General features: G+C 71.6%; 13 protein-coding genes. 5 read left to right on the top strand and 8 right to left on the bottom strand.

The genetic code is table 11. The features are described 5' to 3' along the window. Nucleotides 1-83: 83 nt before the first annotated feature. Nucleotides 84-278, bottom strand: a complete 195-nt coding sequence (locus tag ACIOMQ_RS29165) for a DUF3046 domain-containing protein (RefSeq protein ID WP_362203334.1) — start codon at nt 276-278, stop codon at nt 84-86. 79 nt (nt 279-357) lie between these two features. Here ACIOMQ_RS29165 and ACIOMQ_RS29160 point away from each other — a divergent pair, with 79 nt between their 5' ends. Both ACIOMQ_RS29160 and ACIOMQ_RS29155 read left to right on the top strand, forming a co-directional pair. After that, nucleotides 358-1,272 carry a hypothetical protein gene (locus tag ACIOMQ_RS29160; RefSeq protein ID WP_362203332.1) on the top strand — a complete coding sequence of 305 codons (915 nt, stop codon included), beginning with the start codon at nt 358-360 and terminating at the stop codon, nt 1,270-1,272. A gap of 431 nt (nt 1,273-1,703) precedes the next feature. Continuing rightward, nucleotides 1,704-2,450, top strand: coding sequence for a class I SAM-dependent methyltransferase (locus tag ACIOMQ_RS29155; RefSeq protein ID WP_401263496.1), 747 nt, complete (start codon nt 1,704-1,706; stop codon nt 2,448-2,450). A gap of 323 nt (nt 2,451-2,773) precedes the next feature. On the opposite strand, the gene ACIOMQ_RS29150 is transcribed toward ACIOMQ_RS29155, so the two are convergent. Genes ACIOMQ_RS29150 through ACIOMQ_RS29140 form a run of 3 tightly spaced genes read right to left on the bottom strand, consistent with a single transcriptional unit; the run spans nt 2,774 to nt 4,975 of the window. Then, nucleotides 2,774-3,088 carry an AzlD domain-containing protein gene (locus ACIOMQ_RS29150; RefSeq protein ID WP_401757649.1) on the bottom strand — a complete coding sequence of 105 codons (315 nt, stop codon included), beginning with the start codon at nt 3,086-3,088 and terminating at the stop codon, nt 2,774-2,776. Next, the gene (locus tag ACIOMQ_RS29145; RefSeq protein ID WP_402191054.1) at nt 3,085-4,095 is read right to left on the bottom strand and encodes an AzlC family ABC transporter permease; all 1,011 of its coding nucleotides are present in this window, start codon (nt 4,093-4,095) and stop codon (nt 3,085-3,087) included. Before ACIOMQ_RS29145 ends, ACIOMQ_RS29150 begins: the two co-directional genes overlap by 4 nt. Nucleotides 4,096-4,105: 10 nt before the next feature. After that, nucleotides 4,106-4,975, bottom strand: a complete 870-nt coding sequence (locus ACIOMQ_RS29140; RefSeq protein ID WP_401935956.1) for an AraC family transcriptional regulator — start codon at nt 4,973-4,975, stop codon at nt 4,106-4,108. Nucleotides 4,976-5,056: 81 nt separating this feature from the next. Between ACIOMQ_RS29140 and ACIOMQ_RS29135 the strand changes: the two genes are divergently transcribed. From ACIOMQ_RS29135 to ACIOMQ_RS29125, 3 genes are all read left to right on the top strand, one after another. Beyond that, the gene (locus ACIOMQ_RS29135; RefSeq protein ID WP_402191050.1) at nt 5,057-9,739 is read left to right on the top strand and encodes a DEAD/DEAH box helicase; all 4,683 of its coding nucleotides are present in this window, start codon (nt 5,057-5,059) and stop codon (nt 9,737-9,739) included. 169 nt (nt 9,740-9,908) lie between these two features. Further along, the gene (locus tag ACIOMQ_RS29130; RefSeq protein WP_362203314.1) at nt 9,909-10,712 is read left to right on the top strand and encodes a DNA-formamidopyrimidine glycosylase family protein; all 804 of its coding nucleotides are present in this window, start codon (nt 9,909-9,911) and stop codon (nt 10,710-10,712) included. 32 nt (nt 10,713-10,744) lie between these two features. Continuing rightward, nucleotides 10,745-11,509, top strand: a complete 765-nt coding sequence (locus ACIOMQ_RS29125) for an SDR family NAD(P)-dependent oxidoreductase (RefSeq protein ID WP_362203311.1) — start codon at nt 10,745-10,747, stop codon at nt 11,507-11,509. Nucleotides 11,510-12,351: 842 nt separating this feature from the next. Here the strand turns inward: ACIOMQ_RS29125 and ACIOMQ_RS29120 are convergent. From ACIOMQ_RS29120 to rimO, 4 genes are all read right to left on the bottom strand, one after another. Next, nucleotides 12,352-12,735: a helix-turn-helix domain-containing protein gene (locus ACIOMQ_RS29120; RefSeq protein WP_018105285.1), complete on the bottom strand. Its 384-nt coding sequence runs from the start codon at nt 12,733-12,735 to the stop codon at nt 12,352-12,354. 109 nt (nt 12,736-12,844) lie between these two features. Then, nucleotides 12,845-13,354: a CinA family protein gene (locus ACIOMQ_RS29115; RefSeq protein WP_401263492.1), complete on the bottom strand. Its 510-nt coding sequence runs from the start codon at nt 13,352-13,354 to the stop codon at nt 12,845-12,847. Further along, nucleotides 13,351-14,121, bottom strand: a complete 771-nt coding sequence (pgsA, locus tag ACIOMQ_RS29110) for a CDP-diacylglycerol--glycerol-3-phosphate 3-phosphatidyltransferase (RefSeq protein WP_362203303.1) — start codon at nt 14,119-14,121, stop codon at nt 13,351-13,353. The genes ACIOMQ_RS29115 and pgsA overlap by 4 nt, the downstream gene beginning before the upstream one ends. After that, complete coding sequence (rimO, locus tag ACIOMQ_RS29105; protein ID WP_401263491.1) at nt 14,118-15,602, bottom strand: 30S ribosomal protein S12 methylthiotransferase RimO; 1,485 nt, start codon at nt 15,600-15,602, stop codon at nt 14,118-14,120. The genes pgsA and rimO overlap by 4 nt, the downstream gene beginning before the upstream one ends. Nucleotides 15,603-15,657 lie beyond the last annotated feature (55 nt).

Raw genomic sequence — 15,657 nt, 5'->3', positions numbered from 1 at the left:
CGGATCCAGTCTCGCCTACAGCTGTGACAAACAGCCGCCCGCCCCGGACAGCATCACAGGTCCGGCCGCTGACGAGCCGGGGATCAGCGCTTGTCGGCGGGGATGTCGACCGCCGTGCAGACGCCTCGCCAGACGTCCTTGGCATCCCAGCCGGCGGCCAGTGCCTGGTGCACGGTCCGCCCGCCGAGCTCGGCCATCACATGATCACGCGCAAAGGAATCGGCGTACCCCGCGCCGAAGTGGTCAGCCATCCGTTCCCAGAAAATCGTCAACCGCATGACGTCAGTATCCCGCTCCTGAGGGTGCAGCCGGGCCGCTACGCCCTGCCGAGAGCGCTTACCGCCCTACGGTCGGTCCATGGCTGGAACCGGAACAAGTCCCCTCGACCGTGCTGAGCAGTTCATTTGGCTCACGGCCCGTGTACTGGAACAGCGGCGGTTCGCCCATCACTTCCTGAAAGGAAGTGCGGACGCCGTGGAGACCGCACTCGCCGCCTATCTGAACGAGGACGGCGGATACGGCCACGCGCTCGAACCCGATCTGCGTGGCCCCGTCAGTCAGCCGCTGCACACCGCCCACGCGCTCAATGTCCTCGATTACATCGGCCGCTGCGACGGACCGCGGGTGGAACGGATCTGCCGCTTCCTGACCGAGGTGTCCACCAAGGAAGGGGCGCTGCCCGCTCTCCTGCCGTCGCAGCGCGGCTATCCGGCCGCGCCGTTCATCCCGATCGTCGACGACCCGCCCGCGGAACTGTTGGCCACCGGCCCGGTCGTCGGGCTCCTGCACCGCAATGCGGTATGGCACGCCTGGCTGTTCCGGGCGACCGACTTCTGCTGGGCGGCGGTCGAGGCCCTGGACCGGTCGCATCCGTACGAGATCGAGGCGGCGCTCGCCTTTCTGGACGGCGCCCCCGACCGGGCCCGTGCGGAGGCGGCGGCCGACCGGCTCGGGCGCCTGGTGCGGGAACAGCGGCTCGCCGTGCTGGATCCGGAGCGGCGCGCGGACTACCCGGTGGCGGCCGGATACGCACCGGGCGAGCAGCATTTCCCGTACGACTACGCCCGAACCCCCGAGTCGCTCGCCCGCGGTTGGTTCACCGACGAGGAGCTGGCCCGTTCGCTCGACCACCTTGCGGCGGAGCAGCAGGCGGACGGCGGCTGGCCGGTGAACTGGCGGCAGTGGGCGCCGGGGACGGCTCTGGAAGGGCGGCCCCTCGTGACGCTCAAGGCGCTCCTGACCCTCCGGGCCCACGGACGCAGCCTCGACTGAGACCGGACGGGCGGGCCTGCGGTCGTCGTGTCCGGGATCCGGGCCCGGGCATCGGGCATCGGGCGCCCCCGTCCGGGTCCGGGCACCGTGGCCTGTTTCCCGGGCGCTGTGAGCCGTACGACCTGCGAAGTTGCCCAGCGAACCACCAACCGCAAACCGCGCGCCGTACGCCCGTATCGTGGCGCCACGCGTATGCCTTCCGTGTCGGCATCGGCACCGACTCCTACCGCCTCACCACCACCCGAGCGCGAGCCGGAGAGCAAGCGAGGGCCGGCTGGCGTCCGACGACCCTGTCTCAACGGTCGCCGCCCTCGTGTGGGCGGCGAGCCGTCACGCTGCTACATCCGCCGACGTCCCCGGTGACTATCTGCTGTCGGAGGAAAGGCAGAAAAGTACGGCGCCAAGTACCTGCAGCCGTCAACAATATTCGTATGACCATCACTTCGCAGGCCCGCTCGTTCGACACGGCTGCCGCCAGCTACGCTGCGAGCCGTCCTTCCTACCCGTCCGAATTGCTCGACGCGGTCGAGGAACTCACCGGCTCCCCCTTGAAGGGCGCCCGCGTCGCCGACGTCGGGGCCGGCACCGGACTGGCGACGATGCTTCTCCGGGCCCGCGGTGCGAACGTCATCGCGGTCGAGCCCGGCCCCGGGATGGCCTCTCAATTCCGTCTCAGCCTGCCCGAGGTCCCCCTGGTGATCGGGGACGGCAACAACCTGCCACTGGCCTCCGCCTCCATCGACGTCCTCACATATGCCCAAGCCTGGCACTGGACCGACCAGCGCAAATCCGTCCCGGAAGCTCTCCGAGTCCTGCGCACCGGTGGTGCACTCGCCCTCTGGTGGAACGACTCGGACAGCACCGTTCCGTGGATTGCCGACCAGGACGCGCGCCTGCGTCGGCTTTTCGGTGCCGACGACAGCCCTCACGACCCCATGGCCCGGTTCCGCGGACTGCCGCCCGAGCTCGGCTTCGTCCACCGGCACGTGTCGTGGACCCGGAGCGTCCCTCTCGACATGCATCTCGCCAACCTCGCCAGCTACTCCGACTTCCTCGTCCTCGGCAAAAAGGCGACGAACACCTTTATCGCCAAGGAGCGCGCCCTCCTGGCCGAGGTCTTCCCGAACCGGATGATCGAGGAGCACTACGTGGTCAGCTTGGCCGTCGCCACCCGTTGACCCAGCACTGCCACACGTCGGCGACCGCCGGCGGACAGAGGCGCCGTCAATTCGCCGCTCGTCACAGGCCGGACGGTCGATGCGGCGGCCTCCGTTCCCACGGGCTACCACTCGGCGTATCTCCTGATGGCGGGGCTGGTGGCGCCGGCCGGTGTGCTCGCCGTCTGCTTTCTCCGGCCGGAGAAGGACGCGGCACGGCTGGACGTGGCGGAGACCGCGCCGATGGGCCTCGCAGTGCACTGAACGGGTCGACGAGTACATGTGTAAGGGGCTCAGTCCCAGGAACCGAGCCCCTTACACATGTGACTTACCCAGGTGTCTCGTCAAGGCGCCCAACCGAGGGCACGTACCCCCGCGGTGACGACCACGGCGGCTCCTACGACCACGAGGAAAGGCGCGCGCAGGACCAGTGCCAGGGCCGCCACGGCAAGCCCCGCACCCCGGGCGTCCAGCGTCAGGTGCTGCCCGTCGCCGAATGTCTGCTGTGCGGTGAGGGCGGCCAGGAGCGCCACGGGCAGGAGCGCGGCGAGGCGCTGCGCGAGCGGACGTTCCAGCACACCGGCGGGCACGAGCAGGCCGAGCAGTTTGGCGAGGTAGCAGCCGACGGCGGTCAGCGCGATGGCGATCCAGACGTTCACCGGCCCTCCTCCGTCGCGTTCTCGCCCGTCATGGACTCCTCCGTCGCGATCTCGCCCGTCATGGACTCGTCCAACGTGATCTCTTTCGTCATGGACTCGTCCGTCGTGGACTCGCCCCGGCTCAGTACCGTCCCCGCCTCGCCCCGGCCCGGTACCGTCCCGGTCTCGCTCCGGCCCGTTCCCTTCCGTCGTCCGCTCAGGAACAGAACAGCGGGTGCGGCGAGCGCGGACAGCAGGACGGGGACGCCTGCGGGCAGCACGGGCAGCAGTCCGAGCGCGAGCAGAACCGCGATTGCGGCGGTGACGCGCTCCGTGGCGCTCTTCAGCATCGGCGCGAGCAGGGCGAGGAAGACCGCGGGCGACGCCGCGTCCAGCCCCCAGGTGCCGGTGTCACCGAGCGCCTCGGCGCCGAGGGCCCCCAGCAGCGTGGTCAGGTTCCACAGCACGTAAAGGGTGAGCCCGGTGACGGCGAAACCGATCCGCGCGGCCCGCCGGGTGGGCTGCGGCAGTGTCACGGCTGTGGTCTCGTCGATGACCCACTGGGCGGCGAAGGGACGGAGGGCGCGCGGAAGCACGAGGAGCTGCGAGAGCCGCAGGCCGTAGAACGAGTTGCGTACCCCGAGGAAGAAGGCCCCGGCAGCGGCGGTGTACGGATTGCCGCCCGCCGCGAGCGCGCCCACAAGGGCGAACTGCGAGGCACCGGTGAAGACGGCGAGGCTGAGCACGCAGGTCTGCAACAGGCTCAGTCCGGAGCCGGCCGAGGTCACGCCGAAGGCGAAGCCGGAGAGCCCGACGGCTATACCGACGCCGAGAGCATCGCGTACGACGGCCCCGTCCGGCTTCGCCGCGGCGGCCTCCGGCGTCGGCGCGACCGCGTCCGATGCCGCCCCGGCGACCTCCGGCTTCGCCTCTGCCGCCTCTGGCCGCGCCCCGTGGACGGTCGTGCTGCCGTGGGGTGCGCCGGGTGCTTCGCCGGTGCCCGCTGGAAGTGATGTCTGTTCTGCCACGACCGGAACGCTACGTGGGCAGATCTCGACCGGTCTTGTACGTTCTTGCACGTTCGCGCTGGTACGCGCCGGGGGGCACCCCCACGATCCGGGTGAAGTGACGGTTGAGATGCGGCTGATCGGTGAAGCCGACCTCGGCGGCCGCCGCCGCGGGCGCCGTCCCCGCGTCGAGCATCCGGCGCGCGGCCCGCACGCGGGCATCGGTGAGCCAGGTGTGCGGCGGCATCCCGTACTGCTTCTTGAAGGCCCTCAGCAGCGCGAACGGGCTGGTTCCGAGCTCGGCGGCCAGCGCGTCCAGAGTGGGCGGCCGAGCCATGCGGCCCTCCAGCACCGCACGGGCCCGCGCCGCGTCCCGCGCCCCCGCCGAGCGGGGCTCGCGGAAGGGCAGCACGCTGCCGTGCCTGCTGAGCAGCCGCGCGACCATGACCCGCAGCACGGTGTCGGCGGCGAGTGCGTTGCCCTCCTCCGCGGCCCGGTGGACCTCGCCGATCAGCCGGGCCGCATACGGGTCCACGACGCTGGCCTCGGTGAAACCGACCGTGCCACGCAGACTCGTCATCTCCGCCGCGATGTCGTTGACCACCTGCGCGGACGGGTACAGCGTGGCGTACACCCAGCCCTCGGGAACCCCTGCGCGGGCGGTGTGCGGCACCTCCGGATTGATCATGACGACGTCGCCGGGTCCCGCGTGGACGGTGCCGCCCGGCAGCCCGACGTCCTCGACCCCGCGGGTGATGGTGCCGAAGACATACCCCTCGTGACTGTGGCGCGGAAAGGTGTGACGCACGTACCGGGCACGCAGCAGATCGAGGTCGGGCAGCTCCGCGTACTGCCAGTGCCTCGCCCACTCCCCCGATCCCGCCTCCGGTACGGCCACCATGGACGAATTCTCGCAGCTCCCGGACGCGGTCGCCGATGGACGTCACGGCTGTTGTCAGTGGCCGGGTGCACGATGGGGGACATGGCCGGATCTGCGCTCGACTCGTTCTCCCCCGCGACCCGCGGCTGGTTCGCGGGGGCCTTCAGCACGCCCACCGCCGCGCAGGAAGGCGCCTGGCGCGCGATCGGCGAGGGCTCGGACGTGCTGGTCGTCGCGCCGACCGGCTCCGGCAAGACCCTGGCCGCGTTCCTCGCCGCGCTGGACGGACTGGCGTCCGTCCCGCCGCCCGCCGAGGCGAAGAAGCGCTGCCGCGTGCTCTACGTCTCGCCCCTCAAGGCCCTCGCGGTCGATGTCGAGCGCAACCTCCGCTCACCACTGACCGGCATCCGCCAGGAGTCGGTGCGTCTGGGGCTGCCCGAGCCCGAGGTCCGGGTCGGTATCCGCTCCGGGGACACCCCGCCCGCCGAGCGCCGCTCGATGGCGACCCGGCCGCCGGACATTCTGATCACCACACCCGAATCGCTGTTCCTGATGCTGACCTCATCGGCCCGGGAGGCGCTGTCCGGCATCGAGACGGTGATTCTCGACGAAGTGCACGCCGTGGCGGGCACGAAGAGGGGCGCCCACCTCGCCGTATCGCTGGAGCGCCTCGACGAGCTGCTGCCCCGGCCCGCACGACGGATCGGCCTGTCGGCGACGGTCCGGCCGGTCGACGAGGTGGCACGCTTCCTCTCGCCGCGGCGGAAGGTGGAGATCGTCCAGCCGCCGTCCACCAAGCGGTTCGACCTGTCGGTGGTCGTGCCGGTCGAGGATCTGGGTGAGCTGGGCGGCTCCCCCGCCACCGACCCCGCCCAGGCGGGCCAGGCGGACAAGCCGTCGATCTGGCCCCATGTCGAGGAACGCATCGTCGATCTCATCCAGGAGCATCGCTCCACGATCGTCTTCGCCAACTCCCGCCGCCTCGCGGAGCGGCTGTGCAACCGCCTCAACGAGATCGCGTACGAGCGGGCCACCGGCACCGTGTTCGATGAGCACGCCCCCGCCCCGACGTTGCCGGAGGCGCACTCCCCGGCCGAGATCATGGCCCAGTCGGGCGCGGCGAAGGGCGCCCCCGCGCTGCTCGCCCGCGCCCACCACGGCTCGGTCTCCAAGGAGCAGCGCGCCCAGGTCGAGGAGGACCTCAAGGCGGGGCGGCTGCCGGCCGTGGTCGCCACCTCCAGTCTGGAGCTGGGCATCGACATGGGCGCGGTCGACCTGGTGGTCCAGGTGGAGTCGCCGCCGTCGGTCGCTTCCGGGCTGCAACGGGTCGGCCGGGCCGGACACCAGGTCGGCGCGGTCTCCACCGGCGTGGTCTTCCCGAAGTACCGGGGCGATCTGGTGCAGGCGGCCGTGGTCACCGAGCGCATGCGCGAGGGCTCCATCGAGGCGCTCCGGATCCCGTCCAACCCCCTGGACGTGCTGGCCCAGCAGCTGGTCGCCATGGTCGCCCTGGACAGCTGGCAGGTGGACGATCTGCTGGCCGTGACGCGCCGCGCCGCTCCCTTCGCCTCCCTGCCCGAATCGGCGTTCACCGCCGTGCTGGACATGCTCGCCGGCCGCTATCCGTCCGACGCCTTCGCCGAGCTGCGCCCGCGTGTGGTCTGGGACCGCGTGGCCGGTACGGTCACGGGCCGCCCCGGTGCCCAGCGGCTCGCCGTCACCTCCGGGGGGACCATTCCCGACCGCGGACTCTTCGGGGTCTTCCTCGCCGGCGCCGACCCCAAGAAGGGCGGCGGCCGGGTCGGTGAGCTGGACGAGGAAATGGTGTACGAGTCCCGGGTCGGCGACGTCTTCACGCTGGGCACCACGTCCTGGCGGATCGAGGACATCACCCGCGACCGGGTCCTGGTGTCGCCCGCCCCCGGGGTTCCGGGCCGGCTGCCGTTCTGGAAGGGCGACCAGCTGGGCCGCCCACTGGAACTGGGGCGTGCGCTGGGTGCGTTCGTCCGCGAGATCGGCGGGCTGCCGCCGGAGGACGCCCGGGAGCGTCTGCTCGCCGCCGGTCTCGACACCTGGGCCGCCGACAACACCCTCTCGTACATCGACGAACAGCGCCGCGCCTGCGGTCATGTGCCGGACGACCGGACCGTCCTCGTCGAGCGATTCCGCGACGAACTGGGTGACTGGCGCGTCGTCGTCCACTCGCCGTTCGGCGCGCAGGTGCATGCCCCGTGGGCGCTGGCGCTCAACGCCCGCCTCGCCGAGCGGTACGGCATGGACGCCCAGGTGATGCATGCCGACGACGGCATTGTGCTGCGGCTGCCGGATGCCGACCTGATGGGGCTGGACCTCCTGGACTTCGACCCGGCGCAGGACCCCGCCCAGGATCCGGCACCGCTGCCGTTCCCCCTGCACGACAGCGATCAACCACCCGTCGGCGCTGCGGATGTGACGTTCGACCAGGGCGAGATAAGTCAGATCGTCACCGACCAGGTAGGCGGTTCGGCCCTGTTCGCCTCCCGGTTCCGCGAGTGCGCGGCACGTGCCCTGTTGCTGCCGCGACGCAGCCCCGGCAAGCGCACCCCGCTCTGGCAGCAGCGTCAGCGCGCCGCACAACTGCTCCAGGTCGCCTCCGAGTTCGGCTCCTTCCCGATCGTCCTGGAAGCGGTCCGCGAATGCCTCCAGGATGTCTTCGACGTTCCCGGGCTCACCGAACTCATGGGTGACCTCGAAGCACGCCGCGTCCGGCTGGTCGAGGTGACCACCCCGGAGCCCTCTCCCTTCGCCCGCTCCCTCCTGTTCGGCTATGTCGCCCAGTTCCTCTACGAGGGCGATTCACCCCTCGCCGAGCGGCGGGCCGCCGCCCTCTCCCTCGACTCCCACCTGCTGGCCGAGCTCCTCGGCCAGGCAGAACTGCGCGAGCTGCTCGACGCCGACGTCCTGACCGAGCTGGAGCAGGAGCTCCAGTGGCTGACCGAGGACCGCCGGATCAAGGACATCGAAGGGGTCGCCGATCTCCTTCGGGTCCTCGGACCGCTCACCGACCCGGAGTTGGCCGCGCGCGGCGCCCAGCCGCCCTGGGCTCCGGAGCTGTCCGCCGCCCGCCGCGCCATCCGGGTACGGATCGGCGGAGCGGACCACTGGGCCGCGATCGAGGACGCGGGACGGCTGCGCGACGCCCTGGGCACCGCCCTTCCTGTCGGTGTCCCCGAGGCGTTCACCGAACCGGTGAAGGACCCCCTCGGCGACCTCCTCGCCCGATACGCCCGTACGCACGGCCCGTTCACCTCCACCGAGGCCGCCGGCCGTTTCGGCCTGGGCACTGCCGTCACGGACGGCGCACTGCAACGGCTCGCCGCCGCCGGCCGACTCGTCCAGGGCGAGTTCCACCCCGCCGGCATCGGCCAGGAGTGGTGCGACGCCACCGTGCTGCGCCGGCTGCGCCGCCGCTCCCTCGCCGCGCTCCGTCATGAACTGGAGCCGGTGCCGCCCGCCGCCCTCGCTGCTTTCCTTCCTCAGTGGCAGCACATGGGCCGCAACAGCCTGCGCGGAATCGACGGACTGGCCCGCGCCATCGAGCAGTTGCAGGGCGCGCCCGTCCCGGCGTCGGCTTTGGAGAAGCTGATCCTGCCGGGCCGGGTCACGGGCTACACCCCCGCGCTGCTGGACGAGCTGACGACCACCGGCGAGGTCGTCTGGGCCGGTGCCGGTGCCCTGCCCGGCAAGGACGGTTGGCTGTCCCTCTACCTCGCCGACAGCGCACCCCTGCTCCTCCCGCCCCCGCACCCGCTCGAACTCAGCGCGTTGCACGAATCCGTCCTGACGACCCTGAGCGGCGGATACGGACTGTTCTTCCGGCAGATCGCCGACCAGGTCCGCGCCACCACGCACCCGGACTGCACCGATCCGCAACTGGCCGACACCGTCTGGGACCTGGCCTGGTCGGGCCGGCTCACCAACGACACACTCGCCCCGCTGCGTTCGCTCCTCGGATCCGGGCGCACGGCAGGGTCGACCGCCCACCGCGCCAAGCGGAGCATCCCGCGCGGCCGCTACGGCTCGCTCACCGCCGCCGCCCGACCCGCTTCCCGCACCGGCCCGCCCACCGTCTCGGGCCGCTGGTCCCTGCTCCCCACCGCCGAACCCGAACCCACGCACCGCGCACACGCCCTGGCGCGCACCCTCCTCGACCGCCACGGCGTGGTGACCCGCGGTGCGGTCCAGGCGGAGGGCGTCGAGGGCGGCTTCTCCGCCGCGTACCGCGTCCTCTCCGCCTTCGAGGACAACGGACAGGCGCGGCGCGGCTATGTCGTCGAGGGCCTGGGAGCGGCGCAGTTCGCGATGGACGGCGCCGTCGACCGGCTGCGGGCCACGGCCACCGCCTGTGACCGTACGGATCCGGGCGCCGCGCCCCATGCCCTGGTCCTCGCCGCGGCGGACCCGGCCAACGCCTACGGCGCGGCGCTGCCCTGGCCCGAGCCGCCGGACGGCGCCGGTCACAAGCCGGGCCGCAAGGCGGGCGCCCTGGTGGTGCTGGCCGACGGCGAGCTGGCGATGTACATGGAGCGCGGCGGCAAGACGCTGCTGGCCTGGCCCACCGACCCGGAGGACCCGGCACTCCTCGCGGCGGCCGGGGCTCTGGCGGCAGCCGCCCGCGCGGGAGCACTGGGCACGGTCACGGTGGAGCGCACCAACGGCGCCTCGTCCCTGACCTCCCCACTCGGCCGCACGCTGGAAGCGGCCGGATTCCTGGCCACCCCGCGGGGACTCCGCCTACGCGCCTGAACCACCGTCCCGTCCCGCCCGTCACCCACCGCAGAGCTCGCGCCCGGCATCCCGTCCCGCACACACCGCCCCGTACCAGCCACAACGCCTGCACGCACAACATGCACCGCACACCGCACACACCCAGCGCGTCGCCCTCACTCGCCACTCGGCCCCGCATCATGGAGGCATGCCCGAAGGAGACACCGTCCTGCAGACTGCCGGACGCCTGCACAACGCACTCGCCGGCCGGGTCCTCACCCGCTCCGACCTGCGTGTCCCCCGGTTCGCCACCGCCGACCTCACCGGCCGGGCGGTCCTGGACGTCGTCTCGCGCGGCAAGCACCTCCTCACCCGTATCGAGGGGGACCTGACGCTGCACAGCCATCTGCGGATGGACGGCTCCTGGCGCGTCTACGCCCCGGGTGAGCGCTGGCGCGGTGGCCCCGCCCACCAGATCCGTGCGGTCCTCGCCAACCGGGAGCACACGGCCGTCGGCTACCGGCTCCCCGTCCTCGAACTCCTTCGCACCCGGGACGAGGAGCAGGTGGTCGGCCACCTCGGCCCCGATCTGCTGGGCCCCGACTGGAACCCCGACTCCGCTCTGCGCAATCTGCTCAGCGACCCCGCCCGCCCCCTCGGCGAAGCCCTCCTGGACCAGCGCAACCTGGCCGGAATCGGCAACGTCTACAAGGCCGAGCTCTGCTTCCTCGCCCGTGCCACCCCCTGGCTCCCCATCGGCGACCTGGCACCCTCCACCGCAGCGCGCCTCGTCACCACGGCCAAGCAGCTCCTCGAAGCCAACCGCGACCGCCCGATGCGCACGACCACCGGCGCCGCGACCCGCGGATACGGCACACACGAACGCCTCTGGGTCTACGGCAGGGCCAACCGCCCCTGCCTGCGCTGCGGCACCCCCATCCGCACAGCGGACCAGGACACCCGCCCCGCCTACTGGTGTCCGCGCTGCCAATCGGGCCCCCACCCTGGTTGACGACCCGTCAGTTCCGGTCGTACGGTCCCGTCATGCCCCTCACCGCGTACGACCTCACGGGCCGCTCCGCGTTCGTCACCGGCGCGGCGGGCGGCATCGGCCGCGCAAGCGCCGTCCTCCTCGCGGCGGCGGGCGCCACCGTGCACTGCGCGGACCTCGACGAGAAGGGCCTGCTGGAGACCCGGGACCTGATCGCCGGAGCGGGCGGTACCTCCCATGTCCACCCCTTGGATGTCACCGACCGCGGTCGGATCAGGGCCGCGGTGGCTGCCGCGGGCGACCTCGACATCCTGGCCGCCGTCGCCGGAATCATGCATACGAGCAGCGTCCTGGAGACCACGGACGACGATCTCGACCGCGTCCTCTCCGTCAATTTCAAGGGCGTGCTGTACGCCTGTCAGGAAGTGGCCCGCGGCATGATCGCGCGCGGCGCGCCCGGCTCGCTGATCACCATGGCCTCCGGAGCGGTCGACGCCGCGAACCCGGGGCTGCTCTGCTACAGCGCGGCCAAGGCGGCGGTCGTCCAGTTGACGAAAACCCTCGCGGCCGAATTGGGGCCTCATTCCATTCGCGTCAACGCCGTCGCCCCGGGCTGGATCCGTACGCCCATGACCGCCCGCCACGACGCCGAACGGCAACACCGGGCGGAGGCCACGATGGCACGGATGTCCCCGCTCGGCCGGGTCGGCGAACCCGAGGACGTCGCCCACACCGTGCTCCATCTCGCATCCGATGCCTCGGCCTTCATGACCGGCCAGATCCTCCGCCCGAACGGCGGCGTAGCCATGCCGTGGTAGTTCGCCGGACCCGGCGGACCCACGGCAGCCCCGCATCCGACCACCACTGCCCCACGTACCGCACCGCGCCGTCCGACCACTGCCCCAGGTACCGCATCGCGCCGTCCGACCATCGGCCCACGCATCGCAGCCCCACATCCGCCCACCGGCCCGCGAGCCGCGCCCCGACACCGGATTCCCATCCCCAGGGGCCACCCCCGCCCCCGCCGGCCCCCGCCTCCGCGTCGACATCCGTGCCGCTCGCCCGCGTCGACCCAGCGGTCGCGGCCGCGTGCACGGGCAGGAGGCTCAGCCCCCATCCGCCCGCCGCCACCGCACCCTCGACAAGCCCCGCATGGGCCGGTTCCAGCACGAGCCGCAGCACGGCCCACCACCACACCCCGCCGAGAACGAGCGCCGGCACCCATCGCCGTACCATGGCTGCCTCCTCCGGCCGAACCTAGTCCGGCGCGCTCACCCGGCGGGAGGGCGCACCGGTGCACCACCGGCGCGCAGTGCGCAGCCGCAGACCGTTGTGCGCTCTCCGCCCGGGAGATCCGGGCTTGCTCCGGATCACGGCTCCACCTGAGTCGGAGGCGCTCCGGCGCCCCGGTACAGGCCGGTGCGGCCCGCATCAGGCCGCATCGAGACACTTCAGGCTGTTGCCGGTCCACGTCGGACCGTGTCGGTCCGCTCGTGTTCCTCCTGATCGATGCCTCTTACTCGCAGTCTCGCCCAGACACCCCCGGGCCGCATCCAGAACGGACCGCGCCCCTCCGGAGCAGCGCTCCAGGGCATGCGAAAGCCCCGGCAACCCACTGAGGGGCCAACCGGGGCTCCGCTTCACACCGGGACCGCGCGGGTCAGGCGGCGACCACATCCACCGCTTCCGCGGGCGCCTTGATGGTCACCCGTCCCGTCGGCACACCTGCCACCGACGTCACGGAGACGGAATTGAGCATGGGGCGTACCGGCACTGGCACCGGATCGCTGGCTGCTGCCGACTCGGCCAGTTCGGCCAACGACAGCTCATCGCTCACTTCACGCATGAGCTCGGACATCCGTACGTCAAGCGCGTCGCAAATGGCGGAGAGCAGTTCGGAGGATGCCTCCTTCTGCCCCCGCTCCACCTCGGAGAGATAGCCGAGCGAGACTCGGGCGGACGAGGAGACTTCGCGCAGAGTACGGCCTTGGCGCTGGCGCTGCCGACGCAGCACGTCACCAAGCAGGCGACGGAGCAGAATCATCGGTGGCTCCCTCCTCGGACCGCGTAGCCGCATCCTTCACGCCCCACCGTACCGCCTTGCGCCGCGGCCGTGCGGGGAGCGATGTCGTGTTCACTCAGGGCTGCAAACATCAATTCCCCCCGTTCTGTTCCGTATCCTGTGCCCTTGCATTCTTGCCGAGTTCGGCGGAGAGCAATGCGAGCACGCTCCGTACGCTCTCTCTACGGATGTCCGTACGCCCGCCGTTCAATCGCAACGCGGTCACATTCCCCGCGTCGTCCGGCCCTGCCACCGCTACATAGACCGTGCCCACAGGCTTGCCGTCCTGGGGGTCGGGGCCGGCGACTCCCGTGGTGGCCACTCCCCAGTCTGCCCCGAGAACGCGACGCGCACCTGTCGCCATCTGCCGCGCCACCTCCGGGTCCACCGCGCCTCGGGCCGCCAGCAGGGCGTCGTCCACGCCCAGCAGTTCCCGCTTCAAGGACGTCGCGTACGCCGTCACGGACCCGCGGAAGGAGCGCGAGGCACCCGGCACGGACGTCAGCTCTGCCGCGACCAGACCGCCGGTCAGCGACTCGGCGACGGCAAGAGTCTCACCACGCTCCGCGAGCAGCTCCAGCACCCGGGCCGCGGCGGTCACCGCTCGGCCTCCGTCGAGCCATGGGCGGTCGAGCCATGCGCCGTCGAGTCCCCGGAGACCGGCCCCGTACCCTCGGCGGCCCCGGGCCCCTCGGCCGTCCCGGACGCCCCCGCCGCGGCGGCCCTCTCCGCCGCCAGGCCCTTGCGGCGGAGCACGACGGCCTGGCGCACGTAATCGAGCCCGGTGACGACCGTCAGCACGACGGCCACCGCCATCACCCAGAAGCGCAGGGTGGCGAGTGGACCGGTCAGCGCCAGGACGTACATCCCGACGGCCGTTCCCTGCGCCAGGGTCTTCATCTTCCCGCCGCGACTGGCCGGAATCACCGCGTGCCGTATCACCCAGAACCGCATCAGCGTGATGCCGATCTCGCGGAAGAGGATCACGCCCGTGACCCACCAGGGCAGATCACCGAGATAGGACAGGCAGATCAGCGCCGCGCCCATGATCGCCTTGTCCGCGATCGGGTCGGCGATCTTCCCGAAGTCGGTGACCAGGTCGTACGTGCGCGCGAGGTGGCCGTCGAACAGATCGGTGATCATGGCGATGGCGAACGCCGCCCAGGCGAACGACCGCCAGGCCGGGTCGTAACCGCCGTTGTGCAGCAGCAGCAGCACGAAGCCGGGCACCAGCACCAGTCGCAGCATGGTGAGCAGATTGGCGATGTTCCACAGACTGGCCTGATTGACGGCCGCGGTGCCCAGCTTGCCGCCGCGGACCGGCTTCGCGCCGGAGCCGCCCGCCGCGGATGCCGGGACTCCCGTCATCTGGCCGCCTCCACGAGTTCGGAACACTCGGCCACCAGGTCCACTCCCTCGGTGCCCACCACCTTCGCCTCGACCATACGGCCGGGCGCGAGGCCCTCGCGTGCGGTGAAGAGCACCTGGCCGTCCGTCTCGGGTGCCTGGTGCGCGGCGCGCCCCACCGCCCGCGGCTCGTCCTCGGTGGAGTCGACGGACTCGACCAGTACCTGAAGGGTCTCCCCGAGCCGCTCCTCCGCACGCTGCGAGGTCAGCTCCTCGGCCAGCTGGGAGATGTGCGCGAGCCGCTCGGCGATGACGTCGGCGTCCAGCTTGTTCTCGTAGCCGACCGCCTCGGTGCCTTCCTCGTCGGAGTAGCCGAAGACGCCGATGGCGTCGAGCCGGGCACCGGTGAGGAAGCGTTCCAGCTCCGCCAGATCCGCCTCGGTCTCACCGGGGAAGCCCACAATGAAGTTGGAGCGGGCACCGGCCTGCGGTGCCTTGCCGCGGATGGTGTCCAGGAGCTCCAGGAAACGGTCGGTGTCGCCGAAGCGGCGCATGGCCCGCAGCACGCCGGGGGCCGAGTGCTGGAAGGACAGGTCGAAGTACGGGGCGACCTTCGGGGTCGAGGTCAGTACGTCGATGAGGCCCGGCCGCATCTCGGCGGGCTGCAGATAGCTGACCCGGATCCGCTCGATCCCCTCGACGTCGGCGAGCTCCGGCAGCAGCGTCTCCAGCAGCCTGATGTCACCGAGGTCCTTGCCGTACGAGGTGTTGTTCTCGGAGACCAGCATGACCTCCTTCACGCCCTGCTCCGCCAGCCAGCGGGTCTCTCCCAGCACGTCCGAGGGGCGCCGCGAGATGAAGGAGCCGCGGAAGGACGGGATGGCGCAGAAGGAGCAGCGGCGGTCGCAGCCGGAGGCGAGCTTCACCGAGGCGACGGGGCTGGTGCCCAGCCGCCGGCGCAGGGGCGCACGTGGCCCGGAGACCGGAGCGACTCCTTCGGGGAGGTCCTCGGGGGCCGGGACCGCTGCGGCCTCCTGCGCGTGCCCCGGCAGGGCCACGGCGGCGTCCTGCCGCTCTGCCGGGCTGATCGGCAGGAGCTTTCGGCGGTCGCGCGGGGTGTGCGAGGCGTGGATGCCGCCGTTGAGAATGGTCTGGAGGCGGTCGGAGATGTCCGCGTAGTCGTCGAATCCAAGGACGCCGTCCGCCTCGGGCAGGGCCTCGGCGAGGTCCTTGCCGTAGCGCTCGGCCATGCAGCCGACGGCGACCACGGCCTGGGTTCTGCCGTGGTCCTTCAGATCATTGGCTTCGAGCAGGGCGTCGACGGAGTCCTTCTTGGCGGCCTCGACGAATCCACAGGTGTTGACGACGGCGACATCCGCGTCGGAGGCATCCTCGACGAGCTCCCAGCCGTCCGCTGCCAAGCGGCCTGCGAGCTCCTCCGAGTCCACCTCGTTACGGGCGCAGCCAAGAGTGACAAGGGCGACGGTACGGCGTTCGGGCATGGGCTCAAGACTACTTTGTCCCGGCACCCGCCCTGCCGTGCAGGGTTCCACCGTT

Origin of the sequence: Streptomyces sp. NPDC087845 (assembly GCF_044742755.1) — a bacterium.
Lineage (GTDB): Bacteria > Actinomycetota > Actinomycetes > Streptomycetales > Streptomycetaceae > Streptomyces.
Note: the sequence above shows the minus strand (reverse complement) of the source record. Positions and strands in the feature narration are given on the sequence as shown.

Bases quoted from the DNA above. Each gene is read 5' to 3' on its own strand.
- pgsA (WP_362203303.1), bottom strand. From the start codon at position 14,121: ATGACGGGAGTCCCGGCATCCGCGGCGGGCGGCTCCGGCGCGAAGCCG.
- rimO (WP_401263491.1), bottom strand. From the start codon at position 15,602: ATGCCCGAACGCCGTACCGTCGCCCTTGTCACTCTTGGCTGCGCCCGT.
- ACIOMQ_RS29155 (WP_401263496.1), top strand. From the start codon at position 1,704: ATGACCATCACTTCGCAGGCCCGCTCGTTCGACACGGCTGCCGCCAGC.
- ACIOMQ_RS29125 (WP_362203311.1), top strand. From the start codon at position 10,745: ATGCCCCTCACCGCGTACGACCTCACGGGCCGCTCCGCGTTCGTCACC.
- ACIOMQ_RS29160 (WP_362203332.1), top strand. From the start codon at position 358: ATGGCTGGAACCGGAACAAGTCCCCTCGACCGTGCTGAGCAGTTCATT.
- ACIOMQ_RS29140 (WP_401935956.1), bottom strand. From the start codon at position 4,975: ATGGTGGCCGTACCGGAGGCGGGATCGGGGGAGTGGGCGAGGCACTGG.
- ACIOMQ_RS29120 (WP_018105285.1), bottom strand. From the start codon at position 12,735: ATGATTCTGCTCCGTCGCCTGCTTGGTGACGTGCTGCGTCGGCAGCGC.
- ACIOMQ_RS29135 (WP_402191050.1), top strand. From the start codon at position 5,057: ATGGCCGGATCTGCGCTCGACTCGTTCTCCCCCGCGACCCGCGGCTGG.
- ACIOMQ_RS29130 (WP_362203314.1), top strand. From the start codon at position 9,909: ATGCCCGAAGGAGACACCGTCCTGCAGACTGCCGGACGCCTGCACAAC.
- ACIOMQ_RS29165 (WP_362203334.1), bottom strand. From the start codon at position 278: ATGCGGTTGACGATTTTCTGGGAACGGATGGCTGACCACTTCGGCGCG.